Below are 26,454 nucleotides of genomic sequence, written 5' to 3'. Positions count from 1 at the left end.
AAGATCGAACACAAGGTTGAACAGCAGTCTTTCCCGAGTTGAGACCTCGCGGATACCTGGAACCCGCGCCTCCCGCTCCGGCTGTAACGTTTTCCGCATTACGGTCGATACGGTCGGCCATTGCCATCCAACACCCTTGACACACCACGGCACTTGCCTCCCTACTGGACCTTGCGCATCTCTTTGACAACGTTGTCCATGCGTACGTCCCCGGGAGGAATGGCTCGGCATGCAGCCCCGACATGGTTCTCGCAGAAGACAAAGCCGTACGGTCGCGCTGATCGCGGCCTCGCTCGTCCTGATCGCGACCGCTCCCGCCACCGCCGCCCAGTCGGCCGGTCCGCCGGAAAAGGATCAAGTCCTCGCGGGGGAACGAACCTTCAGGACTTCCTTCGAAGCGGATGAAAAGCAGCCGGACTGGCTCAACACCGTGGAAGAGGGCCCGGACGGAAAGAAACGGTCATCGGGTGTCGATGGCGGCTTCTCCGCAGGAATACCGGGCAATGTCACCGACCGGGTGACGGACGTCCGCGCCAGTGGCGAGAACACCGGCGGCGGGGAGGTCAAGGAGAACCTGATCGATGTGGAGCCCGGCACCAAATGGCTGACCTTCGAGCCCACCGGCTGGGTCGAGTTCGACCTCGATGAACCGGTCGAGGTCGTGACGTACGCGCTGACCTCGGCAAACGACCACGACGAGCGCGACCCGAGGGACTGGACCCTGCAGGGCTCCGCCGACGGCACCGCCTGGAAGGACCTCGACTCCCGGACCGACCAGACCTTCACCGAACGGTTCCGGACGAAGTCGTACGACTTCGCCTCCGACACGGCGTACCGGCACTTCCGGCTGCGGATCACGAAGAACAACGGCTCCCCCGACATCACCCAGCTCGCCGACGTCCAGTTCTCCGACGGCGACACCTCCGCCCCGGCCCCGGCGCAGATGCTCAGCCGGCCCGAGCGCGGCCCCTCCGGCTCCCCCACGGCCAAGGCGGGCGCGGGCTTCACCGGCAGGAAGGCCCTGCGGTACGCGGGCACGCACAAGGCGGACGGCCGGGGCTACTCGTACAACAAGGTCTTCGACGTGAACACGGTCGTCACCCGTGACACCTCGCTGTCCTACCTGGTGTATCCCCGGATGGGCGAGACGGACCTCGCCTACCCGGCGACGCACGTGGCGGTCGACCTGGCGTTCACGGACGGCACGTACCTGAGCGACCTGCGGGCCACCGACAGCAACGGCGGCCCGCTGACGCCGCAGGGCCAGGCCGACGCCAAGCGGCTGTACGTCAACCAGTGGAACAGGGTCGAGTCGGGGATCGGCACGGTCGCGGCGGGCAGGACGGTGGACCGCGTCCTGGTGGCGTACGACTCCCCCGAGGGCGCGGCGAAGTTCCAGGGCTGGATCGACGACATCGAGATCGCCCCGAAGGCGCCCGGGAAGCGCCGCGCCCATCTGTCCGACTACGCCTCGACGGTCCGCGGCACCAACTCCAGCGGCGCCTTCTCCCGCGGCAACAACTTTCCCGCCACCGCCGTGCCGAACGGCTTCAACTTCTGGACACCGGTCACCGACGCCGGCTCGACGAGCTGGCTGTACGACTACGCGCGCGGCAACAACGACGACAACCTGCCCACCCTCCAGGCCTTCAGCGCAAGCCACGAGCCGAGCCCCTGGATGGGCGACCGGCAGACCTTCCAGCTGATGCCGTCGGCGGTCGCCGGCACCCCGGACGCCGCCCGCGGGGCGCGGGCGCTGCCCTTCCGCCACGAGAACGAGACCGCGCGGCCGCACTACTACGGGGTGACTTTCGACAACGGCCTCAGGGCCGAGATGACCCCGACCGACCACGCGGCCCGGATGCGGTTCACCTATCCCGGCGACGACGCGAGCGTCGTCTTCGACAACGTCTCCAACGACGGCGGGCTCACCCTCGACCCGGCCACCAGCTCCTTCACCGGCTTCTCCGACGTGAAGAGCGGCGGCTCGACCGGCGCGACCCGGCTGTTCGTGTACGGCGTCTTCGACGCCCCGGTCACCGCGAGCGGCAAGCTGTCCGGCGGCGGCGGTGACGACGTCACGGGCTACCTCCGCTTCGACGCCGGCAGGGATCGCACGGTGAACCTGCGGCTGGCCACCTCCCTCATCGGCGTCGACCAGGCGAAGCGGAACCTCGCCGCCGAGATCCCGGCCGCCCGCTCCTTCGACCGGGTCGAGGACCGCGCGCAGCGGGCCTGGGACGACATCCTGGGCAAGGTGGAGGTCGAGGGGGCCACGGCCGACCAGCTGACCACCCTCTACTCCAACCTGTACCGGCTGTACCTGTACCCGAACTCGGGCTTCGAGAAGGTGGACGGCAAGGACAAGTACGCCAGCCCCTTCTCACCGCGGACCGGCCCCGACACCCCGACGCACACCGGTGCGAAGATCGTCGAGGGCAAGGTGTACGTCAACAACGGCTTCTGGGACACCTACCGGACCACCTGGCCCGCGTACTCCCTGCTCACCCCGGGCAGGGCCGGCGAGATGGTGGACGGCTTCGTCCAGCAGTACAAGGACGGCGGCTGGATATCCCGCTGGTCGTCCCCCGGCTACTCGGACCTGATGACCGGCACCTCCTCGGACGTCGCGTTCGCCGACGCGTACGTCAAGGGCGTGCGGTTCGACGCCGAGGCGGCGTACGAGGCGGCCCTGAAGAACGCCACGGTGGTCCCGCCGACCTCGGGCGTCGGCCGCAAGGGCATGGTGACCTCCCCGTTCACCGGCTACGCGAACACCTCGACGCACGAGGGCCTGTCCTGGTCTCTGGAGGGCTACCTCAACGACTACGGCATCGCGCGGATGGGCGAGGCCCTCCACCGGAAGACCGGGAAGGCCCGGTACAAGGAGGAGTCCGCGTACTTCCTGGACCGCGCCCGCAACTACGTCCGGCTCTTCGACGGGAAGGCCGGCTTCTTCCAGGGCAGGGACGCGAAGGGCGACTGGCGGCTTCCCTCGGAGGAGTACGACCCGCGGGTCTGGGGCCACGACTACACGGAGACCAACGGCTGGGGCTACGCCTTCACGGCCCCGCAGGACAGCCGGGGCCTGGCCAACCTGTACGGCGGGCGCGCCGGTCTGGCGAAGAAGCTCGACACGTACTTCACCACTCCGGAGACGGCCGGCCCCGAGTTCGTCGGTTCGTACGGCGGTGTCATCCACGAGATGACCGAGGCGCGCGACGTGCGGATGGGGCAGTACGGCCACAGCAACCAGGTCGCGCACCACGCCACCTACATGTACGACGCGGCCGGGCAGCCCTGGAAGACGCAGGAGAAGGTCCGCGAGGTCCTGGGCCGGCTCTACACGGGCAGCGACATCGGGCAGGGCTACCACGGCGACGAGGACAACGGCGAGCAGTCGGCCTGGTACCTCTTCTCCGCGCTCGGCTTCTACCCGCTGGTCATGGGCAGCGGAGAGTACGCGATCGGCTCCCCGCTCTTCGAGAAGGCCACGGTCCATCTGGAGAACGGCCGGGACCTGGTCGTCCGGGCGCCGGGGAACAGCGCGAGGAACGTCTACGTGCAGGGCCTGCGGGTCAACGGCAAGAAGTGGACCTCGACCGCGCTGCCGCACGGGCTGCTGGCCAGGGGCGGTGTGCTGGACTTCGCCATGGGCCCCGAGCCGTCCTCGTGGGGCACCGGCAAGGACGCGGCCCCGGTCTCGATCACCACGGACGACGAGGTGGCGTCGCCGCGGACGGACGTGCTGAAGGGTGAGGGCGCCCTGTTCGACGACACGTCGGCCACCTCGGCGGAGGTCACCTCGGTGGACCTGCCGGTCGCCTCGGCCACGGAGGCGGTCCGGTACACGCTGACGTCGGACACGGCGGCCGGGGCCCCGTCCGGCTGGGTCCTCCAGGGCTCGTCGGACGGCACCACGTGGAAGGACCTCGACAGGCGCCGGGCCGAACGGTTCGCCTGGGACCGGCAGACGAGGGTGTTCTCGGTGAACGGTCCGGGGACGTACGCCCACTACCGCCTGGTGTTCGCCGGCGGGGGCAGGCTGGCGGAACTGGAGCTGTTCTCCTGACCTCGGGTTCCACCCGCGTCACGGCCGGCGGCCGGTGCCCCTTTCCCCGGGGCACCGGCCGCCGGTCCGTTCACAGGCCCTGGCTCCGGTCCCGTTCCGGGTTCTCCGGGACGGCCCGGGAGAACAGGCTCTCGGGCAGGGTCACGTTCCACGCCGTGATCACCGGCTGGCCGTGTTCGGTGCCCAGCCGCGAGACGGCCCCCGTGGCGAGCTGGAACAACGTGCCCTCGGCCGGGGTCAGTCCGAGGTAGCGGGCGGTGAGCACCCGAAGGAAGTGGGAGTGGGCGACGAGCGCGACGTCCTCGCCCTCGTCCCGGCCCGCGGCCCTCATGACCTCGGCCAGCACCCGGTCGGCGCGGGCACCCACCTCGGCGGGCGTCTCCCCGGGGTGCGCCTCGGGCCCGGGGGCGACCCCGTCGGTCCACAGGTTCCAGCCGGGGCGGGTGCGGTGGATCTCGTCGGTGGTGATCCCCTCGTAGCCGCCGTAGTCCCACTCGCGCAGTTCCGGCGTGATGCGGGGAGCGGCGAGCCCGGCGAGTTCCGCGGTGCGCCGGGCGCGTACCGCGGGGCTGACCAGGGTGAGTGCGATCGGCCGTTCGGCGAGCAGGGGCGCCAGCGCGCGGGCCTGGAGTTCACCGAGGGGGGTCAGGGGAAGATCGGTGTGACTCGTGTGCTGTCCGGACCGCGACCACTCCGTCTCGCCGTGCCGGATCAGGATCAGCTCGCCCATGGTGTTTCCGCTCTTTCCTTCTGTTTCCGTACCGCTGTCGCTGTCGCTGTCGCTGTCGCTGTCGCTGTCGCTGTCGCTGTCGCTGTCGCTGCGTGAACCCGCGGGCCCACGATCGCATTCCCGTACGCCCGGCGGCCGGTGCGGCTCGCCCTCGGCGTACGGGCGGTGACGGGTCGTCCGGGTCCGGTGGGCCGGTACGGGAAAGGGCCGCCCCCCTTCGTCGCGCGAAGGGGGGCGGCCCGTTGTCTCCTGCCGGATCGGCTACTTGCGGATCAGGCTGCGGAGCACGTACTGCAGGATGCCGCCGTTGCGGTAGTAGTCCGCCTCACCGGGGGTGTCGATGCGGACGACGCCGTCGAACTCCACACCGGTGTCGGTGGTGACCTTGACGGTGCGCGGCGTGGTGCCGTCGTTCAGCTCGGTCACACCGGCGATGGAGAAGGTCTCCTCACCGGTCAGGCCGAGGGACTCGGCCGTCTGGCCCTCCGGGAACTGGAGCGGGAGGACGCCCATGCCGATGAGGTTCGAGCGGTGGATGCGCTCGTAGGACTCGGCGATGACGGCCTTGACGCCGAGGAGCGCGGTGCCCTTGGCGGCCCAGTCGCGGGACGAGCCGGAGCCGTACTCCTTGCCCGCCAGGATCACCAGCGGGGTGCCGGCGGCCTGGTAGTTCTGCGAGGCGTCGTAGATGAACGACACCGGACCGCCGTCCTGGGTGAAGTCGCGGGTGAAGCCGCCCTCGGTGCCCGGCGCGATCTGGTTGCGCAGGCGGATGTTGGCGAAGGTGCCGCGGATCATGACCTCGTGGTTGCCACGGCGCGAGCCGTAGGAGTTGAAGTCACGACGCTCGATGCCGTGCTCCGTGAGGTACTTGCCGGCCGGGGTGTCGGCCTTGATGGCACCGGCCGGGGAGATGTGGTCGGTGGTGACCGAGTCGCCGAGCTTGGCCAGGACACGGGCGCCGGCGATGTCCTCGACCGGGGTCGTCTCCATGGTCATGCCCTCGAAGTACGGGGGCTTGCGCACGTAGGTGGACTCGGAGTCCCACTCGAAGGTGTTGCCGGTCGGGATCGGCAGCGCCTGCCACTGGGCGTCGCCCGCGAAGACGTCCTGGTAGGACTTGTTGAACATGTCCTCGCCGATGGCGTTCGCCACGACGTCGTTGACCTCGGCCTCGGTCGGCCAGATGTCCGCGAGGTGGACGGGCTTGCCGTCCTGGTCGACGCCGAGGGCGTCCTTGGTGATGTCGACCTTCATCGAACCGGCGATGGCGTACGCGACGACCAGCGGCGGGGACGCCAGGTAGTTCATCTTGACGTCGGGGTTGATCCGGCCCTCGAAGTTGCGGTTGCCGGAGAGCACCGAGGTCACGGCCAGGTCGTGCTCGTTGACCGCCTTGGAGACCTCCTCCGGCAGCGGGCCGGAGTTGCCGATGCAGGTGGTGCAGCCGTAGCCGACGAGGTTGAAGCCGACCTTGTCGAGGTAGGGGGTCAGGCCCGCCTTGTCGAAGTAGTCGGTGACGACCTTGGAGCCCGGGGCGAGGGTGGTCTTGACCCACGGCTTGCGGGTCAGGCCCTTCTCGACCGCCTTCTTCGCCACGAGCGCCGCGGCGACCATGACGTACGGGTTCGAGGTGTTGGTGCAGGAGGTGATCGCGGCGACGGTGACGGCGCCGTGGTCCAGCTCGTACGTCGAACCGTCGGGAGCGGTCACGGTGACCGGGTTGGACGGACCGCCGTTGGGGGTGACGGCCGGGGAGTCGGAGGCCGGGAAGGACTCCTTGCCCGCCTCGTCGACCTCGTCCACGTAGTTGCGCACGTCCTGCGCGAACTGCTGGGCGGCGTTGGCCAGGACGATGCGGTCCTGCGGGCGCTTCGGGCCGGCGATGGAGGGGACGACCGTGGAGAGGTCCAGCTCCAGCTTCTCGGAGAAGTCGGGCTCGGCGGCCGGGTCGAGCCAGAGGCCCTGCTCCTTGGCGTACGCCTCGACGAGCGCGACCTGCTGGGCGTCGCGGCCGGTCAGACGCAGGTAGTTCAGGGTCTCGTCGTCGATCGGGAAGATCGCGGCGGTGGAGCCGAACTCCGGCGACATGTTGCCGATGGTGGCGCGGTTCGCGAGCGAGGTGGCGGCGACGCCCTCGCCGTAGAACTCGACGAACTTGCCGACGACACCGTGCTTGCGGAGCATCTCGGTGATGGTCAGCACGAGGTCGGTGGCGGTGGTGCCGGCCGGGAGCTCACCGGTCAGCTTGAAGCCGACGACGCGCGGGATGAGCATCGAGACCGGCTGGCCGAGCATCGCGGCCTCGGCCTCGATGCCGCCGACGCCCCAGCCCAGCACACCGAGGCCGTTGACCATGGTGGTGTGCGAGTCGGTGCCGACGAGGGTGTCGGGGTACGCCTGGCCGCCCCGGACCATGACCGTGCGGGCCAGGTGCTCGATGTTGACCTGGTGGACGATGCCGGTGCCCGGGGGGACGACCTTGAACTCGTCGAAGGCGGTCTGGCCCCAGCGCAGGAACTGGTAGCGCTCCTTGTTGCGGCCGTACTCCAGCTCGACGTTCTGGCCGAAGGCGTCCTTCGTACCGAACTTGTCGGCGATGACGGAGTGGTCGATGACCAGCTCGGCCGGGGCGAGGGGGTTGATCCTCGCCGGGTCGCCGCCCAGCTCCTTGACGGCCTCGCGCATGGTGGCGAGGTCCACGACGCACGGCACACCGGTGAAGTCCTGCATGATCACGCGGGCCGGCGTGAACTGGATCTCCTGGCTGGGCTGGGCCTGGGAGTCCCAGCCGCCGAGGGCCCGGATGTGGTCGGCGGTGATGTTCGCGCCGTCCTCGGTGCGGAGCAGGTTCTCCAGCAGCACCTTCAGGCTGTAGGGGAGGCGCGCGGAGCCCTCGACCTTGTCCAGCTTGAAGATCTCGTACGACTCGTCGCCCACGCGCAGCGTGCTGCGGGCGTCGAAGCTGTTCGCCGACACGACAGTCTCCTTCATCAATGTGCGCGTACTCCGCGCCGCGCCTCTCTTACGGCGGGCGCCGCGTGGTGCCGCCTACGGCCCCGGCCATCCGCTGAGGTAAGGCTTGGTTAGGTAACCCTTACCAACTGGCTGACGCGTGCGCCTTCGGCATATATCTCGATGTCGAGATAACTCTAGTACATCACCGTGGCGCGGTCATGCCCGGCCGGTGCCCCGGCGCCCGCCTGCGGCCATGTGGGTCATGAACCGGGACCGGCCCGCGCCGCCCGGTGGCCCCGCCCGCCGGATCAGGGAGTGGCGACGAGTTCGCCGAGTCGCATGGCGAGCCACGGCCTGCGGCCGCCGGCCAGCATCCGGCCGCTCGCGATCGCCCTCCAGATCGGCGTACGCCGGAAGGAGACCAGCAGGAACGCGACCGGCGCCGCCGTGATCCGGCAGTCGTAGGCGCGCGGCGGGGCGTCGCGGGTCACCGTCATCGCCCCGTCCTCGACGACGACCGCCAGTCGCGGCCCGCCCTTGATCCTGAGGTCGAACGCGATGCCGACCCCCCGCGCCTTCTCCTCGTCCAGGGCCAGCGCCATCATCGTCGGCATCGACTGACCGATCACCAGGGCCACCTCGTCCGGGCCGATCGACCACGGGAGTCCGGCGCCGCGCGCGACGTCCAGGCCGTGCACCAGGCTCTCACTGATCAGCAGCCCGGTCATCGTCGCCAACGAGATCGTCACCCCCTCCCCGTACCAGGGCACGGCGACGGGGGTGTCCGGGGCGAGGCCCTCGGTGATCCGCAGGAACTCCTCACCCCGCTCGGCGACGACATCGGCGGGGCGGGCGCGCTCCTCGCCGCCGAAGAGGTCGATGGATCTGGCGTTCATGGCCGCGATCCGCTCGCCGAACGACGCCTCGCCCGACGGCAGCAGGCCGTCCCACTCCACGGCCCCGTCGGCGGAGACGACGGAGCAGTACCCGAGGTACACGGCCGCGAGGTGCGCGCCGACGTCGCCCACCGTCCACACCGGGACGCCGGAGGCCGCGCCCGCGTCGGGGACGTCGCGCAACAGCCGGACCAGCCGCGGGATCACAACCCCCAGCGCGGCGCGGGCCCTCTCGTGCTCGGCGACGGGATCGAACCTCGTGACGGTGCCCATACCACTCCCCCATGCTGCGGACGGGCCCGCAGATTACCGCCGAGTAAGGGCGTCGCGACAGGCCCCGTGCGGCCCCGGCGCGGGAGGTGCTCGCCGGGGCGCCGGACCCGCGGGACTAGCCTCCGTGCAATGGGAGTGTGCATCGAGGTCCTGATCGTGGACTGGGAACGGCTGGGAACCGTCCCGGCGGACCAGCGGTCCGCCCTTCTCTGGGACATCTTCGACGACGACGATGACACCTGGAGCCCTCCCCCTCCGGCGGGGTGGGTCCGGCCGAGGGAGGAGGACGCCGACTGGTGCCGCAGATACGACTTCCACGGCACGCTCGGCTCCTACAAGCCCCACTTCTGGGCGGGCGAACGATGGGAGGCCGTCCGCGACCACGCCGCCCCCGGTCTGCGCACCGCCCTGGACCACTACCTGTCGGCGCTGTTCTGGGGCGGCCTTCCGTTCATGGACGGCGGCGACGGCGAGGAGGAGTCCGAGCAGGAATGCCCCTGGGACATACGGACGTTGATGTGGTCCGCACCGGACGATGTGCCGGGGATCAAACGGCTCTGGGACCGGGCCGCGCCCGAACTCGACACGCTGCGGGAGCCGTTCGCGGAGCACGCCGCGTCCCCGGGAAGCTGGATCGCGGACTTCGACGAGTTCGCCCTGCTGCTGAAGGACTGGGGCGAGGTCATGACCGAGGCCGACCGGCGCGGCTGGGGCGTCCTCGGGCTCCACTGCTGAACACCCGGCACCCATGAGAACGCGTCGTCCGTGAAGGCGCGAACCACCGAAGACGAAGGAGAAGACGGAACGTGAACGACGTCAGCGGGTTCAAGGACATCTCCCCGACCACCCTCGCCGACCTCCTGGGCCGCGGACAGGTCATGGACATCGGCATCCGCCCGTTGTGGTCCCCGGTGTCGCGCGTCGCCGGACCGGCGTTCACCGTGCGGTGCCCGCCCGGCGACAACCTCATGCTCCACGCGGCCATCCACCGCGCGGAGCCCGGCTCCGTCATCGTCGTCGAGTCGGGCGACGTGGATCACGCGCTGGCCGGCGGGAACGTCTGCGCCGTCGCCCGGCGCCGGGGTATCGCGGCGTTCGTGGCCGACGGGGTGATCCGCGACCTCGCCGAGGTGCGCGAGATGGGCTTCCCCGTCTTCGCCCGGGGCATCATCCCCATCCCGGGCACGAAGAAGGCCGTCGAGCCGCTGGGCGGACCGGTGCGGTGCGGCGGTGTGCTGGTGAACGCCGGTGACATCGTGGTGGCCGACGAGGAGGGCATCGTGGTCACGCCCCGGGACCGGCGGGAGCAGGTGCTCGCCGACGCCCGGAAGAAGGCGGACAAGGAGGCCGGCGAGTCCCTCGACGCGTGGGAGGCCGCGCACCGCGCCCGCATCGACGACATCCTGCGCGCGAACGGCTTCGAGAACTGACGGCGAGGAGCCCCCTCCGCCCCGGACGGACGCGCAGCGCGTGCCGTCGCGGCGGCCCGCGGGAACCATGGAACGCGCGGTGAGCGCCGGGCCCGTACCACTCGTACGGGCCCGGAAGCGCGACCGCCACGCGGTCATGCGCACCCGTTCACCCGAACGGCATACCCCGGCGCAAGTCTCATCTCATATCTGAGATAACCTTTCGCCATGTCAGACGATTACCTCGTACGCATCGGCAAGCTCATCCGTGACGCCCGTCAGCACCGGGGCTGGACACAGAGTCAGCTCGCCGAGGCGCTCGCCACCAGCCAGAGCGCCGTGAACCGCATCGAGCGCGGCAACCAGAACATCAGCCTTGAGATGATCGCGCGCATCGGTGAGGCGCTCGACAGCGAGATCGTGTCGCTCGGCTACGCCGGGCCCATGCACCTGCGGGTGGTCGGCGGACGCCGGCTCTCGGGCTCCATCGACGTCAAGACGAGCAAGAACGCGTGCGTGGCACTGCTCTGCGCCTCACTGCTCAACAAGGGCCGCACGGTGCTGCGCCGGGTGGCCCGGATCGAGGAGGTCTACCGCCTCCTGGAGGTGCTCAACTCCATCGGCGTGCGCACCCGGTGGATCAATGAGGGAACCGATCTGGAGATCGTCCCGCCGGCCCGGCTCGACATGGACGCCATCGACGCGGACGCCGCGCGCCGGACGCGTTCCATCATCATGTTCCTCGGCCCGCTGCTGCACCGCATGGACCGGTTCAAGCTCCCGTACGCGGGCGGCTGCGACCTCGGCACGCGGACCATCGAGCCGCACATGATCGCGCTGCGCCGCTTCGGCCTGGAGATCGCCGCGACCGAGGGCATCTACCACGCCCAGGTCGACCACACGGTCACCCCCGGCCGCCCCATCGTCCTGACCGAGCGCGGCGACACCGTGACCGAGAACGCGCTGCTGGCCGCCGCCCGGCACGACGGCACCACCGTCATCCGCAACGCGTCCTCCAACTACATGGTCCAGGACCTCTGCTTCTTCCTGGAGACGCTCGGCATACGCGTGGACGGCATCGGCACGACCACACTGACCGTGCACGGCGTCCCGCACATCGACGTGGACGTCGACTACTCCCCCTCCGAGGACCCGGTCGAGGCGATGAGCCTCCTCGCCGCCGCCGTGGTGACGGAGTCCGAGCTGACGATCCGCCGGGTGCCGATCGAGTTCCTGGAGATCGAACTCGCGGTGCTGGAGGAGATGGGCGTCGACTGCGACCGTACGACGGAGTACGCCGCCGACAACGGCCGCACCCGCCTGGTCGACCTCACGGTCCGGCCCTCCAAGCTGGAGGCGCCGATCGACAAGATCCACCCCATGCCGTTCCCCGGGCTCAACATCGACAACGTGCCCTTCTTCGCGGCGATCGCCGCATCGGCCCACGGCCAGACCCTCATCCACGACTGGGTCTACGACAACCGGGCCATCTACCTCACCGACCTGAACCGCCTCGGCGGCAGGCTCCAACTCCTCGACCCGCACCGGGTGTTGGTCGAGGGTCCGACCCGCTGGCGCGCCGCCGAGATGATGTGCCCGCCCGCCCTGCGCCCCGCGGTGGTGGTGCTGCTCGCCATGATGGCGGCGGAAGGCACGTCCGTCCTGCGCAACGTGTACGTCATCAACCGGGGTTACGAGGAGCTGGCGGAACGGCTCAACTCGGTGGGCGCGCAGATCGAGATCTTCCGCGACATCTGAGCCGCGGACACCGTCGCACCCCTTCGCCGCGGACACCTGCACACCCCCTCTTCACCGCGAATGCCGTCGCGCCCTTCCCCACCCCGCATGCATGCCGGGCGGGGAAGGGTGCGACGGCATTCCCGTTGTTTCTTCGGGGAGTTGGGCCGGGAGGAGTCAGGCCTTCCCGTTGCTCGGGGCCGTCACTACCGCATCGCCGGATGCCAAATCGGCCACCTGTCGGGCGCATCGCCGATTGCGGCTGAATCACGTCGGTCCTCGGGCAAACATGCGGGCGGGCACGATCAGCGTATCGAGTTAACGTCGACAGCTTTCCTTGCTCCGGAAAGCGAAGCGGCAACTAGGGTTCCCCTGGATCTGGACGGATTCCCGTCACATACACCTTTCCTCCCCCGTTGCCCAATGACGTCCGCATACGCGTGTCGCCGCCCTCCCAAGGAGCGCTTGCCCGATGACTGTTGACTCGAGCCCGGAAGTACGACCGGAGCTGCCCCGGCAATCCAGCCTGGGCACGGCGGCCGCCCGCAACCTGGCCACCACGACCAAATCGGCCCCGCAGATGCAGGAGATCACCTCCCGCTGGCTGCTGCGGATGCTCCCCTGGGTGGAGGCCCGGGGCGGGGCCTACCGGGTGAACCGCCGCCTGTCCTACACCGTCGGCGACGGGACCGTGGAGTTCGTCCAGGACGGCTCCCACGTCAGGGTGATCCCCCGTGAGCTCGGCGAACTGGCCATGCTGCGCGGCTTCGACGACCTGGAGGTGCTGACCGCGCTCGCCGGACGCTGCGTCCAGCAGGACTTCCGGGCGGGCGAGACGCTGGCCGAGCGCGGGACGCCCGCGGACAAGCTCCACCTGATCGCCCACGGCCGCGTCAACCAAACCTCCGTCGGCAACTACGGTGACGAGGTCGCGCTGGAAGTCCTCGCCGACGGCGACCGGTTCGGGGAGCACGCCCTCCTGGACGGGGACGGCCGGTGGGAGCACACCGTCACCGCCGAGACCTCGGGCACGCTGCTCACGCTGTCGCGCGCCGACTTCGCGGCCGTGCTGTCCACGGCGCCCGGCCTCCAGGCCCACGTCCAGGAGTTCTCCTCGCTCTCCGACCGGCGGCAGAACCACCGCGGCGAGGCGGAGATCGCGATGTCGGCCGGCCACGTCGGGGAACACGAACTGCCCGGCGCCTTCGTCGACTACGAACTGCACCCGCGCGAGTACGAACTCTCGGTCGCCCAGACCGTTCTGCGGGTCCACACGAGGGTAGCCGACCTCTACAACGAGCCGATGAACCAGACCAAGGAGCAACTCCGGCTCACCATCGAGGCGTTGCGCGAACGCCAGGAGCACGAGCTGATCAACAACCGGGAGTTCGGCCTGCTCCACAACGCCGACTTCAAGCAGCGCATCCAGACGCACTCCGGCCCGCCGACCCCGGACGACCTGGACGAACTGCTCTGCCGGCGCCGCGGTTCCAAGTTCTTCCTCGCGCACCCGCGGACGATCGCGGCGATCGGGCGCGAGTTCAACGCGCGCGGGATCTACCCCGACCACACCGATCTCGGGGGCCAGCAGGTCCCGGCCTGGCGCGGGGTGCCGATCCTCCCCTGCAACAAGATCCCCATCACGCCGGAGAAGACCAGCTCGATCCTGGTCATGCGTACCGGCGAGGACAACCAGGGCGTCGTCGGCCTGCACCAGACCGGGCTGCCGGACGAGTACGAGCCGGGCCTGTCGGTCCGCTTCATGGGCATCGACGAGAAGGCGATCATCTCCTACCTCGTCAGCACCTACTACTCCGCCGCGATCCTCGTGCCGGACGCGGTCGGCGTGCTGGAGAACGTGCAGATCGCCCGCTGGCCCAAGTAACGGCCCCGGCCCGGAGGGCAGACGCGCGACACCCCGGACCCTCCGGGGAGGTCGCGCGTGCCCGAGGGCCCCGGGACAGCCGCCCACCCACCGAGGAGCCATTGGATGCCCGTGCCCGAACTGCCACCGCCGCAGTCGAGCCTGCCCGAGGCCGCTTCCCGCTTCGGGACGCACGTACTGGCTGCCGCCGCGGCCCGCGCCCGCGATGCCGGGGCCGCCTTCGGCGGCCCGCCCGCCGCACCTTTCCCGCCCGCCCCGCCCACGCTTTCCGCGCCCTCCGTGCCTGCCCCGCCCGTCCCCGACGCCCCGGCGGCCGGGGCATCCGCACCGGTACCGGTCGCCGACCTGGACCGGATCCTGCGGGGCCCCAACGGGCTGGGCACGGCGGGCCTGCGCCTGACACCGCGGGAGGAACCGCCGACACCTCCGGTCCCCCCGGCGGGGGCGCCGGAAGGCATGCCGGTCCCGGGCCTCTACCACCACCCGGTGCCCGAGCCCGACCCGGTGCGGGTCGAGGAGGTCAGCCGAAGGATCAAGTCCTGGGCGCTGGACGAGGTCTCCCTGTACCCCGAGGAGTGGGAGGAGCAGTTCGACGGCTTCTCCGTGGGCCGCTACATGGTCGGCTGCCACCCGGACGCGCCCACCGTCGACCACCTGATGCTCGCCACGCGTCTGATGGTGGCCGAGAACGCGGTGGACGACTGCTACTGCGAGGACCACGGGGGCTCGCCCGTCGGCCTGGGCGAACGCCTCCTGCTGGCGCACACCGCCCTCGACCCCCTGTACACGACGAAGGAATACCAGCCGCAGTGGGCCGAGTCGCTCCACTCGGACGCGCCCCGGCGCGCCTACCGCTCCGCCATGGAGTACTTCGTCAGTGCGGCCAGTCCCTCCCAGGCGGACCGGTTCCGGCACGACATGGCCCGGTTGCACATGGGGTACCTCGCCGAAGCGGCCTGGGCCCAGCTGGGCCGCGTCCCGGAGGTGTGGGAGTACCTGGCGATGCGTCAGTTCAACAACTTCCGCCCCTGCCCGACCATCACCGACACCGTCGGTGGCTACGAACTGCCGGCGGACCTGCACGCCCAAGCCGCCATGCAGAAGGTCATCGCCCTCGCGGGAAACGCGACGACCATCGTGAACGACCTGTACTCGTACACCAAGGAGCTCGACGCTCCCGGGCAGCACCTGAACCTGCCCGTCGTGATCGCCGAGCGCGAGGGCCTCTCCGACCGGGATGCCTATCTGAAGTCGATCGAGGTCCACAACGACCTCATGCACGACTTCGAGACCGAGGCCGCGGCCCTGGCCGCCGCCTGCCCCGTCCCGACCGTGCAGCGCTTCCTGCGGGGCGTGGCCGCGTGGGTCGACGGCAACCACCACTGGCACCAGTCCAACACCTATCGCTACAGCCTGCCCGATTTCTGGTAAGAGAATGGATTCATCCGTGCCCAACACCGAGCTCACCGCCACCGTCGCATCCCCGCTCATCCCCCACCCGGCGACGCCCTACCAGGGGGACATCGCCCGCTACTGGGACGGGGAGGCCAGGCCCGTGAACCTGCGTCTCGGCGCTGTCGACGGCCTCTACCACCACCACTACGGCATCGGTGAGGTCGACCACGCCGCGCTCGGCGACCCCGAGGACAGCGAGCGCGAGAAGAAGCTGATCACCGAGCTCCACCGACTGGAGTCGGCGCAGGCCGAGTTCCTCCTGGGGCAGCTCGGCGACATCGGGCGCGACGACACCCTGGTGGACGCCGGCTGCGGCCGCGGCGGCACGATGGTGATGGCCCACCAGCGCTTCGGGTGCAAGGTCGAAGGCGTCACGCTGTCGGCCAAGCAGGCCGACTTCGCCAACGGACGCGCCCGTGAGCTCGGCCTCGAGGACCACGTCCGCGCCCGCGTCTGCAACATGCTCGCCACGCCCTTCGAGACCGGTTCGGCCGCGGCCTCGTGGAACAACGAGTCGAGCATGTACGTCGACCTGCACGACCTCTTCGCCGAACACTCCCGCGTCCTCTCGGTCGGCGGCCGCTACGTGACCATCACCGGCTGCTGGAACCCGCGGTACGGCCAGCCCTCGAAGTGGGTCTCGCAGATCAACGCGCACTTCGAGTGCAACATCCACTCGCGCCGTGAGTACCTGCGCGCCATGGCCGACAACCGCCTCGTGCCGCAGGCCGTCATCGACCTCACCCCCGACACCCTGCCCTACTGGGAGCTGCGGGCCACGTCCTCGCTGGTCACTGGGATCGAGGACGCGTTCATCAACTCCTACAAGGACGGTTCCTTCCAGTACCTCCTGATCGCGGCCGACCGCGTCTGACCCGACCTCCTGCCGACCGGACGCAGGAGCCCGGTGTCCCGACACCGGGCTCCATGAGGGCTCCCCTCCGCAGACCGAACCCCTGCGGAGGGGAGCCCTCGGCGGCTCTGCCCACTCCTGAACCAGAACCGCAAGCCGCCGTATCGCCTCACCACATTCCTCGGGTGCAAGCTGTCCACCGCCTCTCCCCGGGGACGTCCCAGGACCGGATCGGTACGCGGCCCGGCCCCTGTCTCCTGAACACTCTCGTCAGGTGTCCAAGTGGTCCACGAAGATTCCGATGAGTATGCGACCGCCGAGACGGGCTTCGGGCAGGCTGAAGTGGACGCGGTTGCGATGCCGCTCCTTCTTGCCGTGCCACTCGCAGCGATAGGTCTCGCCCTCATGGTCGACGTCCCGCTGCTTCATGATCCCGGGTTTTGAACGGGTGTTGGGGCTCTCGGGGGACAGGGCCAGGCCGAAGCGCCCCAACTCCGCCTGCACCTGGTGCGGCTGCCCCGAGTGCAGGGTCATGGCATCGGCGAAGTGGTCGTGCACCACGCCCAGAATCTTTACGACCCAGTCACGCATCTCCGTGTAGGTGCCGTCGAACTTGCGGAAGGAGAGGGAATCGGCGAAGACCAACCCGGGAAAACTCTGGCGGGCACGGTCGAAGAAGTCCTGCTCCGTGGTGTTCTCCCGCTCGAAGAGGGAGCGCCAGAACTCGGAAAGCGCAGACGGATCGACGAAGTGAAAGACCTTCTCCGCCATCGGCTCGCCGACCACCCCGTCAATGGCGGAGACCGGAAGCCAGCCGCTGCGGGCTTCGGCGGGGAAGACCAGGCATGCCACGTGGCGCCTCTGCCTCGTCTGCCACCAGGCGTAGCAGAGAGACCAGGCGAAGTCCCTTTCGGTGCCCACTACTTCGACGCGGTCGGGCAAGCCGGAGAGGTCCGTGTCCCAGGTGGGGCAGCGATCCATGAGGCGGACCATCCTCAGCCGTGCGTCCCGCCCGGCGCGCGGCGCCTCCCCCTCGTACAGGACGTCGTAGACCGCACGGTCGTCCACGCACTCCACGTCCAACCAGAACGGCGAAACAGCGACCGCCTGCTCTTCGAACAGCTCCTCCAGCGTGTCGCTGAAATCGTCCAGCAGGTCCGTCAGCCGCTCCTCCGTCAGCCCCCTGAAGTCGAAGGACGACTCGTCCACGACGATCCGGTACGGTTCACCGTCCCCTGCGCCTGGCACGTGCCAACCTCCCCAGGTCCTGCTCGATCTGGTCGAAGAATCCCCGCGGCCACTCGGTCAGTTCGCCCTTCGCGGTGAACTCGATGGGCACGGAGCCGGCCTCCTCCTCGCCGAAGTAGTGCACGACCGCGTTCTCGGGCAGCAGACTCTGTTCCTCCGCCATGGCCAGCCGGGCCCCGTTGAGGACGTGATCGCTGTGCGTCTCCACGATCACCTGGGCACCGGTCCCGGCGACTCGGGCGAGGAAACGGCCCAGCTTGGACTGACCGCCGGGGTGGAGATGAGCCTCCGGGTTCTCGACGATCAACAGGTCCCCGGGGCCGGCGAGAAGACCCGCGACGATCACGGGCAGGGCGTAGGAGAACCCGAAGCCCATGTTGGCCGGGCGGATCGGCTCGCTCAGCAGTCCCGGCTCCTGGAAGCGGATGGTGCTCGCCGTGATCCCGGGCGGCCACTGCGCGGTGATCTTGATGGGGCGGATGATGTCCGAGGCCCAGGTCTCCACCTGTGTACGCAAGGTGGTGACGTTGTGCGTGCTCCGGGTCGTCGGGTGGAGCAGCGGCTCGGACACCTGCCGGGTCTCGTGCAGGGCGAGCACCTGCGCCGTGTATTCGCCCTGCACGCCGACACCGAGAAGGTCGGGATGCTCGGCGGAAACGCCCAGCTGGTCGCGGGGCCCGAGACGCTCGGCGCAGAGATAGGTGAACGCGCTTCCCCTGCCGCACAGTGCCGTCGGCGGCCGATCGACCTTGTCTGCAACCCCCAGGTAGAGCGCCTGCTCGTCGCGGACCACGAAACGGTGAACGCTCGGCGGCTCCGCGCCGTCGCCGGTGATCTCGATCTCGATGGTGGAGTCGGGGGCGTCCGGGTGAAGGACTTCGTGCGCCTCGCCCAGGGCGAGTCCGTAGGGGCCGTTGAGCTGCACCACCTTGCCGGCCGGTGCGTCCACGAGCTGGCGGGCCAGTAGCAGGCTCTGGATGGTGGTGCTCTTTCCCGTGCCGTTGAGTCCGGTGAGCACGGTGAGAGGACGCAGGGCGAAGGACTCATCGGCGAAGCGTTTGAAGTACCGGACACGCAGGTTGGTGATCATCTACCGATCCCCCGCGATCCGGGCGGTGGCCTCGAACCGGTACATCACCCGACGGACATCACCCGTGGAGGAGGTGATGGCCTCCAGGTAGCGATAGTCGCGCGTCATCAGCTTGCGTGCGAGGGTGACGATCTCTTCACTGCGCTGCTCAAGATCCGAGGAATCATAATCGGCGAGGACGATCGACCACGTCTCGAAGAGCGCCCGGTTGATCGGGTTCCGACCAACCGACCCCAACGGCCACTTGCGGAACGCCTGGTCGCCGAAAACCAGCCGGGCATTCACCATGGCCTTACGGAAAGCCGCCATGAGGTCCTCGATCCTGGCCTCAGTCACGTCCTTCTCGTTGTCCAGCATGATGGTGGTCCGCTGGAGGAAGGGGTCCATCGCAGCGTACTTCGCGTAGCCGTCCGTCCCCATCAACCAGAACGCGGCGAAGCGCAGGGCCATCTCCCGGTCGTTCATCCGGATGTGGCCGCCCAAGTCGTTGGTCGCCGCGTTGAACTCCGCCGTGGAGGTCATCTCCCTCAGGACTGTCCGGCTGCGGTCCTTGCTCATGCAGTGCCGGATCTCCTGCGCGTTCAGGGGCGTACCCCCTGTGTTGATGCGCTTGAAGATGTCGTACATGACATCCGACGGAGTCGTCGGGTCGATGACGTTGGTGACGATCTGAGTGTTGTAGATGCGTCTCCTCCACGGGGCGGGGAGATCCTCGAAGCGCTTTCCCTCCACCGCGCCCTTCAGGTATTCCAGGCCTTTCAGCGCGAATCCCCGCTCCGTTCCCCCGCGCACGAAATCGCGAATGGTCGACAAGCGTTGGAGACCGTCGACCACACGCATGAGCCCATCGGTGTCCTCGGCGAAGTAGAAGGCCGGAAGGGGAATCTGCAGCAGTACGGACTCGATGAGCCTCGATTTCTGCACCGGCTTCCACACCTGACCGCGCTGGAAGTCCGGTGCCAGTTCCAACGACTCATCCTCGATCATGTCCAGGACGTTGCGCAACGAGAACTGCTTGGTATTGACCCGAATCTGCTCCGGATTCCACGGCCGCTCGATCTCCGGTGGCGCTTCCTCGGTCTCGATCTCCGCCTCGACTCCGGTGCCTGTGTCGAGGAAGTGCTCCTCCGTGATCTTCGGCAGCTGGGGGGTGTCCGAGGTCGTCATGGGACGATCGTAGCCGGGCAGCCGGAACCAAAAAGGCCTCCCCTGCCCGGGCAGGATCAAGGGCTGTGCGACCCACCCGGCCCGGCTCACCGCACGTTCACCCCCTCACAGTGCCGCCCGTTCGATCCGCCGCACCGCCGGATCCATCTCCACAGACCAGAACCCTTGAGTGCGTTGACGACGTCAACACACTCATTCGACTTGAGTCAACAGGGCATTGGTGTACACTCCCTCGCGGGATGTACGCGACAAGTGGAACGGGGAGGGGCATGAGCCCGGAGACGGTCGACGCACGGTTCCGGATCAAGGGAATCGTGGGGCGCGGAAACATGGGCGAAGTCCACCGGGCCGAGGACCTCCATGCCGCCCCGGACTCCCCGCACAGGGAGGTCGCGCTCAAGACCGTGCTGCGCGGCCGGACCGGGATCGCCGTCGACACCTCGGGGTCCAACACGGAGATCGACCGCTTCCGCCGCGAAGTGCGGATCATGCGCATGCTCTCCCAGGGGCACCCGAACCTCACCCGGCTGATCGACGGCGGCGTCGACGGGACGCCGGGCGGCAGTGGTCTGCCCTACCTCGCCATGGAGCTGCTGGACGGTCATCCGCTCGCGGACCTCATCGACGAAGAGCCTCAGCTCCCGGTCTCCTGGGCCGCTGCCGTCGGGGCGCAGATCGCCTCCGGTCTCGCCGCCGCGCACACGGCCGGGGTCGTCCACCGCGACCTGAAGCCCGCCAATGTGATGCTGACCGGTGACGGCACGGTCAAGATCCTCGACTTCGGCATGGGCACGATCGTCGAGGATCCCGACCAGACCCGTCTGACCAGCACGGGCGTCAGCGTCGGCACGGCCCGCTACATGGCGCCCGAGCAGTTCCGCGCCGAGCGCGTCTCCGCCCTCGCCGACCTCTACGCGCTCGGCTGCATCCTGTACGAACTGCTGGTCGGGCAGCCGCCGTTCTCCGCCAGAACCCCGTTCGAGCTCTCCGAACAGCACCAGCACGAGCAGCCGCCGTCACTGACCCTGGTCCGCCCGGACCTGCCCGCCGGACTGGTCCGGCTCGTGGACCGACTCCTGGAGAAGGACGCCGAGCTCCGGCCCGAGAACGCCGCTCTGGTCCATGACGCGCTGGTCCCGCTCGCGCTCGCGCCGGACGACACCGCCGCCCTGCTGGCCCCGCACTGGCAGGTGATGGACCCGGTGGAGCGGCTGCGAACTCTGCTTCCCGAGCGCACCCCGGCCGCGCCCGCACCCGTGCCGCGCAGGAAGCCGCGCCTGCCCGAGACGATGGACGTCTTCGGCATCCACTCCGACCTGATCCGCGAGTACGAGAACTTCACCCGGAGCGCGACGGTGTTCCGGGACGCCCGGATCGACGGCTTCGTCAAGGACGACCTGGCGGCGAAGTCGCAGTGGCCCGACCCGTGGCTGTCGCTGAACCCGTTCTTCGCCGACGGCGGCAAGGTCACCGATCTCGTGCGGGACGGCATGCTGCACCCCCGGTGCGCGGAGATCTTCCAGGCGGACAAGAAGGAGACCTCGCCGCGCCCGGACGGCCGTCCGCTCACCTTCCACCTCCACCAGCGACAGGCGATCGAGGCCGCGCAGGCGGGCGACTCCTATGTGCTGACCACCGGTACCGGTTCCGGGAAGTCCCTGTCGTACATCGTCCCGATCGTGGACCACGTCCTGAAGGAGCGCGAGGCGGCCGGTCCGGGCGCGGGTGGCCGGGTGCGCGCGATCGTCGTGTACCCGATGAACGCCCTGGCCAACTCCCAGCTGAAGGAACTGGAGAAGTACCTGCACCACGGTTTCGGGGACGGCCGCGAGCCGGTCACCTTCGCCCGTTACACCGGCCAGGAGTCCGAGGAGCAGCGTCGGGAGCTGCGCAAGAACCCTCCGGACATCCTGCTGACGAACTACGTGATGCTGGAACTGATGCTGACCCGGCCGGACGACCGGTCCAGCCTGATCCGGATGGCCGACGGTCTGCAGTTCCTCGTCTTCGACGAGTTGCACACCTACCGGGGCAGGCAGGGCGCGGACGTGGCGTTCCTGATCCGCCGGGTCCGTGAGGCCTGCCGGGCCTCGGCGACCATGCAGTGCATCGGCACCTCGGCGACCATGTCCACCGAGGGCTCCTGGGAGGACCAGCGGCGCGAGGTCGCCAAGGTCGCCGGCCGGCTGTTCGGTACGACGGTGCTGCCGAAGCGGGTCATCGGCGAAACTCTCATTCGGGCGGCCGATGAGGCCCCGGCGACCGTGCCCGCCGAGCGGCTGCGGTCATCCGCGGCGCCCCGCTCGTACGAGGCGCTGACGAAGGACTCGCTGGCCCGCTGGGTGGAGTCCCGGTTCGGTCTGGAACACGAGGCGGGCACGGGGCGGCTCCGCCGCTGCGCACCGGACACCGTCGAGGCCGCGGCGGCCGGGCTGGCCGCGGAGTCCGGGGTGCCCGAGGAGAGGGTGCGCGAGGCGATCCGCGCCACGCTGGAGGCGGGTGCGCAGGCGAAGCATCCGGTGACGGAGCGGCCGCTGTTCGCCTTCCGGCTGCACCAGTTCCTCTCCAAGGGCGACACCGTCTACACCACGCTGGAGGACCCGCTCACCCGTCCGCTCACCCGCACCTACCAGCTGGAACAGCCGGACAGTGACGGAAAGCCGCTGTTCCCGCTGGCGTTCTGCCGCGAGTGCGGCCAGGAGTACCTGACCGTCTGGCGCTCCGAGGAGAACGGCACGTACCGGTACGAACCGCGCCGGAACACCTCCGCGTCGGGCGGCCGCGACGGCGAGGGCTACCTGTACCTGGGCATGCCCGGGGAGGACTACGAGTGGCCGGCCGATCCGCAGAGCGCCGTGGACGACAGGCGGCTGCCGGAGTCGTGGCTGGAGCCGGACGCGCAGGGCGTGACCGTCGTCAAGAAGTCCTACCGCCCCCGGGTGCCCAGGCGCGTCGTCGTGGACGCGTTCGGGAACGAGTCGGGCGAGGGGCTGGTGGCGGCGTTCGTCCCGGCGCCGTTCCTGTTCTGTGTGCACTGCCAGGTCTCCTACGAGCAGACCCGCGGCCGGGATTTCGCCAAGCTGGCCACCCTGGACCAGGAGGGGCGTTCCTCGGCCACCTCCTTGATCTCCGCGTCGATCGTGAAGTCCCTGCGCGCGGTGCCCGAGGAGAGCCTGGGCAAGGAGGCGCGCAAGCTCCTCACCTTCGTCGACAACCGGCAGGACGCCTCGCTCCAGGCCGGCCACTTCAACGACTTCGCGCAGGTGACCCAGTTGCGCGGCGCGCTGTACCGGGCCGCGGCGCAGGCGGGCGAGGAGGGGCTGCGCCACGACGACCTCGCCGAGGCGGTGACCGAGGTGATGGGGTTGTCGCCCCGTGAGTACGCCGGAGCCGCCTCCCTCGCTCCCTCCATGGAACGCCGTGCGACGAAGGCCTTCCGCGACGTCGTGGGGTACCGGCTCTACCGGGATCTGGAGCGCGGCTGGCGCATCACGATGCCCAACCTCGAACAGACGGGGCTGTTGCGGATCGACTACGAGGACCTGGACTGGATCGCGGCCCGGCCGGACCGCTGGCAGTCCGCGCACGCCGTGCTGCGCGACGCCGACCCCGCCCTGCGCGAGGAGGTCGCCCGCACACTGCTCGACCACATGCGGCGGGCCCTCGCCATCGACGTCCAGTACTTCCGCGACGACTTCGACACCTTGCAGCGGGCGAGCGAGGAACGTCTCGTCGGGCCGTGGGTCCTGAGCGAGAGCGACAAGCCCACCGTCGGCACCGCGTACCCGTACGGTTCGCGGCCGGGCATGGAGCGCTCCGCGCTGTTCCTGTCGGCCCGCGGCAAGTTCGGCAAGTACCTCCGGCGAAACATGCCCGAGCTGCGCGCGCTGTCGCTGGACGATGTCCAGGCCGTCATCGGGGACCTGCTGAAGGTGCTGCTCCAGGCGGAGTTGGTGCGCGAGGTGGAGGCGGCCCCCGAGTATTCCGGCCCCGCCTTCCGCCGCCGGGCGGCCGAGAAGCGCACCGGTTACCGGGTGTCGGCCGCCGCCCTGGTCTGGCGGGCCGGAGACGGCGAGCGGGGCGCGGTCGACCCGCTGGCGCGCACGTACAGCAGCGGTGAGGGCCCGCGCGTCAACCCGTTCTTCCGCGACCTGTACCGGACGGCGGCGGCCGAACTGGCCGGACTGTTCGCCCGGGAACACACCGCGCAGGTTCCCCCGGAGGACCGGCTGGAGCGCGAGGAGGAGTTCCGGAAGGCCGAACTGCCGCTGCTGTACTGCTCCCCGACGATGGAGCTGGGCGTGGACATCTCCTCGCTCAACGCCGTGCTGATGCGCAATGTGCCGCCGACCCCGGCGAACTACGCGCAGCGCTCGGGCCGGGCAGGCCGTTCCGGTCAGCCCGCGCTGGTGACCACGTACTGCGCCACGGGCAACAGCCACGACCAGTACTACTTCCGGCGTTCCCAGGACATGGTGTCCGGGCAGGTGGCGCCCCCGCGACTGGATCTCGCCAACGAGGATCTGGTCCGCTCCCACCTCCAGGGCATCTGGCTGGCGGAGACCGGGATGAAGCTGGGCATCGCGATCCCGGACGTCGTCGACGTGGCCTACGACCCCGACGGCAGCGACCGCCCCGATCCGCAGATGCCGCTGCCGCTCCTCCCCCACATCCGCGACCTGTCCCTGGACGAGGGCGCGCGGCGGCGCGCGGTCGCCGCCGCCCGTACCGTCCTCGCCCCGCTGATCGCCGACTTCGCGGCCACCACCTGGTGGTACGACGAGTGGATCGAGGACCGGATCGACCGGGCGCCGCACTGGTTCGACGAGTCCTTCGAGCGGTGGCGCGAGCTGTTCCGGGCGGCTGTCGTCGATCAGTACGAGCAGAACAAGCGGGTCGTCGACCACACGCTCTCGCAGGGCGAGCAGAGCCGGGCGCGCAGTCGGCGCCGCGAGGCCGAGACCCAGACGAACCTGCTGCTGAACCGCTCGTCCGACAGCAAGTCGGTGATGAGCGACTTCAATCCGTACCGCTATCTGGCGTCCGAGGGGTTCCTGCCCGGCTACAGCTTCCCGCGGCTCCCGCTGGCCGCGTACATCCCGCGTTCCGGCAACCGCCGCAACGCCGACGGGGACTACCTCCAGCGTCCCCGGTTCCTTGCGATCCGGGAGTTCGGCCCCGGCGCGCTGATCTACCACGAGGGCGCCCGCTACCAGGTCACCCGCGTGCAACTGCCGCCGGACGCCTCGGGCGACCTGGCGACGGCGGAAACGCGGCGCTGCGACAACTGCGGTTACCACCACGTCGTCAAGCCCGGCGTGGACGTGTGCGAGATGTGCGACGAGAGCCTGGGAAAGAAGCGCACCGGCCTGCTCCACCTGCACACCGTGTACACCACCCCGCGCGAGCGGATCTCCTCCGACGAGGAGGAGCGCCGCCGGGCCGGTTTCCGCCTGGAGACCTCGTACGCGTTCCAGGGCCACGGCGCCCGCAAGGGACGCCTCACCTCGCACGTCACCGACATCGACGGGGCGCCTGTCCTCGATCTGGACTACGGCGACTCGGCGACCGTCCGCATCACCAACCTCGGCCGGGTCCGCGACAAGGAGAACGAGCCGGACGGTTACTGGCTCGATCTCGGCGACGGCCGCTGGCTCAACGACCGGGCCGCCGCGGACGCCATCGAGGGCACCGGCATGCCGGTGGTCGACGAGGACGGCAACGAGAAGCGCCGCAAGAAGCGTGTCCTGCCCTATGTGGAGGACCGCCGCAACATCCTCGTGCTCACCCTGGACGAGCCGCAGCCCGAGCCGGTGGCCCTGTCGTTCCTGTACGCGCTGGAGCGGGGCATCGAGGCCGCGTTCGAGCTGGAGGACTCCGAGCTGACCGCCGAACTGCTGCCTCCGGACGACGGCCCGCGGCGTCGCATCCTGTTCACGGAGGCGGCCGAGGGCGGCGCCGGTGTGCTGCGGCGCATCCAGCACGAGAAGGACGCCCTCGCCAGGGCCGCCCGGACAGCACTGGAGATCTGCCACTTCGACCCGGAGACGGGCGAGGACGAGGGCGGTCCGGCACAGGGCGAGAAGTGCGCCCGCGGCTGCTACGCCTGCCTGCTGACCTACGCCAACCAGACTCATCACCGCAAGCTGAGCCGGCACAGCGCGCAGCCGTTGCTCGCGCGGCTGGCCACCGCCCGCACCACGCGGGAGGACCGCGGTGAGTCCCGCAGCGAACGCTTCCGCAGGCTGGCCCCGGCAGCGAACGGCAAGACCGACACGCCCGCCGGGGCCGCGGAGCCCGCAGCGCCCGCGCCGACGCCGACGCCACTGGAGACGGATCTGGGGGCCCTCGTCGCGAGCGGTGACCTGCTCGGCTGGCTCAGGGCGAAGGGTTTCCGGATGCCGGACAAGGCCAAGGTCCTCGTCCCGGAGGCGGGGGCCTGCCCGGATCTCGTCTTCCGTCTGGACGGTGCCAACCTCGCCGTGTTCGTCGACGTCCCCGGCCGGGCGGCCGATTCGACCCGCGACGTCGAGGCCGGTTACCGCCTGGAGGACGCCGGATGGGACGTCCTGCGCTTCCCCACGGATGCGGACTGGGACGCCATCATCGATCACAACGCCGCCTACTTCCACATGCGTTGACCGCACCACCTCTTCTCGATCCAAGGAACTGGGACATCTC

Annotated in this window: 15 protein-coding genes; 9 read left to right on the top strand and 6 right to left on the bottom strand. The window is 69.6% G+C overall.

Going from position 1 to position 26,454, the window contains the following annotated elements:
* Window positions 1–229 precede the first annotated feature (229 nt).
* Window positions 230–4,072 carry a GH92 family glycosyl hydrolase gene (locus EAO76_RS34325; protein ID WP_148839985.1) on the top strand — a complete coding sequence of 1,281 codons (3,843 nt, stop codon included), beginning with the start codon at window positions 230–232 and terminating at the stop codon, window positions 4,070–4,072.
* A 70-nt stretch (window positions 4,073–4,142) separates the two neighbouring features.
* Here EAO76_RS34325 and EAO76_RS34320 read toward each other — a convergent pair whose 3' ends face one another.
* The gene (locus EAO76_RS34320; RefSeq protein WP_148839984.1) at window positions 4,143–4,802 is read right to left on the bottom strand and encodes a histidine phosphatase family protein; all 660 of its coding nucleotides are present in this window, start codon (window positions 4,800–4,802) and stop codon (window positions 4,143–4,145) included.
* On the opposite strand from EAO76_RS34320, the gene EAO76_RS44940 reads away from it, so the two are divergent.
* Complete coding sequence (locus EAO76_RS44940) at window positions 4,801–4,971, top strand: hypothetical protein (protein ID WP_187438881.1); 171 nt, start codon at window positions 4,801–4,803, stop codon at window positions 4,969–4,971. The two genes, EAO76_RS34320 and EAO76_RS44940, sit on opposite strands and share 2 nt — an antisense overlap.
* A 92-nt stretch (window positions 4,972–5,063) precedes the next feature.
* On the opposite strand, the gene acnA is transcribed toward EAO76_RS44940, so the two are convergent.
* Window positions 5,064–7,781 carry an aconitate hydratase AcnA gene (gene acnA, locus EAO76_RS34315; protein WP_148839983.1) on the bottom strand — a complete coding sequence of 906 codons (2,718 nt, stop codon included), beginning with the start codon at window positions 7,779–7,781 and terminating at the stop codon, window positions 5,064–5,066.
* Between the two features lie 287 nt (window positions 7,782–8,068).
* Window positions 8,069–8,929, bottom strand: coding sequence for a maleylpyruvate isomerase N-terminal domain-containing protein (locus tag EAO76_RS34310; RefSeq protein WP_148839982.1), 861 nt, complete (start codon window positions 8,927–8,929; stop codon window positions 8,069–8,071).
* A 129-nt stretch (window positions 8,930–9,058) separates the two neighbouring features.
* Between EAO76_RS34310 and EAO76_RS34305 the strand changes: the two genes are divergently transcribed.
* The 6 genes from EAO76_RS34305 to EAO76_RS34280 all read left to right on the top strand — a co-directional run bounded on the left by EAO76_RS34305 (window position 9,059) and on the right by EAO76_RS34280 (window position 16,289).
* Window positions 9,059–9,664, top strand: a complete 606-nt coding sequence (locus tag EAO76_RS34305; protein WP_148839981.1) for a hypothetical protein — start codon at window positions 9,059–9,061, stop codon at window positions 9,662–9,664.
* A 71-nt stretch (window positions 9,665–9,735) separates the two neighbouring features.
* Window positions 9,736–10,359: an RraA family protein gene (locus EAO76_RS34300; RefSeq protein WP_148839980.1), complete on the top strand. Its 624-nt coding sequence runs from the start codon at window positions 9,736–9,738 to the stop codon at window positions 10,357–10,359.
* Window positions 10,360–10,566: 207 nt separating this feature from the next.
* Window positions 10,567–12,096 carry a UDP-N-acetylglucosamine 1-carboxyvinyltransferase gene (locus tag EAO76_RS34295; RefSeq protein ID WP_148839979.1) on the top strand — a complete coding sequence of 510 codons (1,530 nt, stop codon included), beginning with the start codon at window positions 10,567–10,569 and terminating at the stop codon, window positions 12,094–12,096.
* 451 nt (window positions 12,097–12,547) lie between these two features.
* Window positions 12,548–13,960, top strand: coding sequence for a family 2B encapsulin nanocompartment shell protein (locus tag EAO76_RS34290; protein ID WP_148839978.1), 1,413 nt, complete (start codon window positions 12,548–12,550; stop codon window positions 13,958–13,960).
* Window positions 13,961–14,065: 105 nt separating this feature from the next.
* A complete protein-coding gene (locus EAO76_RS34285; protein ID WP_148839977.1) occupies window positions 14,066–15,391 on the top strand; it encodes a family 2 encapsulin nanocompartment cargo protein terpene cyclase in 1,326 nt (441 codons plus the stop codon).
* 16 nt (window positions 15,392–15,407) lie between these two features.
* Complete coding sequence (locus tag EAO76_RS34280) at window positions 15,408–16,289, top strand: geranyl diphosphate 2-C-methyltransferase (protein WP_376298739.1); 882 nt, start codon at window positions 15,408–15,410, stop codon at window positions 16,287–16,289.
* Window positions 16,290–16,538: 249 nt separating this feature from the next.
* Here the strand turns inward: EAO76_RS34280 and EAO76_RS34275 are convergent, their stop codons facing one another.
* Genes EAO76_RS34275 through EAO76_RS34265 form a run of 3 tightly spaced genes read right to left on the bottom strand, consistent with a single transcriptional unit; the run spans window position 16,539 to window position 19,773 of the window.
* Window positions 16,539–17,516, bottom strand: coding sequence for a hypothetical protein (locus EAO76_RS34275; RefSeq protein WP_148839975.1), 978 nt, complete (start codon window positions 17,514–17,516; stop codon window positions 16,539–16,541).
* Entirely contained in the window at window positions 17,494–18,606 is a 1,113-nt protein-coding gene (locus EAO76_RS34270; RefSeq protein WP_148839974.1) for a DUF3696 domain-containing protein, read from the bottom strand. The genes EAO76_RS34275 and EAO76_RS34270 overlap by 23 nt, the downstream gene beginning before the upstream one ends.
* Window positions 18,607–19,773 carry a DUF262 domain-containing protein gene (locus EAO76_RS34265; RefSeq protein ID WP_148839973.1) on the bottom strand — a complete coding sequence of 389 codons (1,167 nt, stop codon included), beginning with the start codon at window positions 19,771–19,773 and terminating at the stop codon, window positions 18,607–18,609. It lies immediately after the preceding gene.
* A gap of 269 nt (window positions 19,774–20,042) precedes the next feature.
* Between EAO76_RS34265 and EAO76_RS34260 the strand changes: the two genes are divergently transcribed.
* Window positions 20,043–26,414, top strand: a complete 6,372-nt coding sequence (locus EAO76_RS34260) for a protein kinase domain-containing protein (RefSeq protein WP_148839972.1) — start codon at window positions 20,043–20,045, stop codon at window positions 26,412–26,414.
* Window positions 26,415–26,454 lie beyond the last annotated feature (40 nt).

The organism is Streptomyces sp. sk2.1 (assembly GCF_008120935.1).
GTDB lineage: Bacteria > Actinomycetota > Actinomycetes > Streptomycetales > Streptomycetaceae > Streptomyces.
This window is presented reverse-complemented; position numbering and strand designations above follow the sequence as displayed.

Bases quoted from the DNA above. Each gene is read 5' to 3' on its own strand.
- EAO76_RS34265 (WP_148839973.1), bottom strand. From the start codon at position 19,773: ATGACGACCTCGGACACCCCCCAGCTGCCGAAGATCACGGAGGAGCAC.
- EAO76_RS34310 (WP_148839982.1), bottom strand. From the start codon at position 8,929: ATGGGCACCGTCACGAGGTTCGATCCCGTCGCCGAGCACGAGAGGGCC.
- EAO76_RS44940 (WP_187438881.1), top strand. From the start codon at position 4,801: ATGGTGTTTCCGCTCTTTCCTTCTGTTTCCGTACCGCTGTCGCTGTCG.
- EAO76_RS34290 (WP_148839978.1), top strand. From the start codon at position 12,548: ATGACTGTTGACTCGAGCCCGGAAGTACGACCGGAGCTGCCCCGGCAA.
- EAO76_RS34295 (WP_148839979.1), top strand. From the start codon at position 10,567: ATGTCAGACGATTACCTCGTACGCATCGGCAAGCTCATCCGTGACGCC.
- EAO76_RS34325 (WP_148839985.1), top strand. From the start codon at position 230: ATGCAGCCCCGACATGGTTCTCGCAGAAGACAAAGCCGTACGGTCGCG.
- EAO76_RS34285 (WP_148839977.1), top strand. From the start codon at position 14,066: ATGCCCGTGCCCGAACTGCCACCGCCGCAGTCGAGCCTGCCCGAGGCC.
- EAO76_RS34270 (WP_148839974.1), bottom strand. From the start codon at position 18,606: ATGATCACCAACCTGCGTGTCCGGTACTTCAAACGCTTCGCCGATGAG.
- EAO76_RS34320 (WP_148839984.1), bottom strand. From the start codon at position 4,802: ATGGGCGAGCTGATCCTGATCCGGCACGGCGAGACGGAGTGGTCGCGG.
- EAO76_RS34305 (WP_148839981.1), top strand. From the start codon at position 9,059: ATGGGAGTGTGCATCGAGGTCCTGATCGTGGACTGGGAACGGCTGGGA.
- EAO76_RS34260 (WP_148839972.1), top strand. From the start codon at position 20,043: ATGAGCCCGGAGACGGTCGACGCACGGTTCCGGATCAAGGGAATCGTG.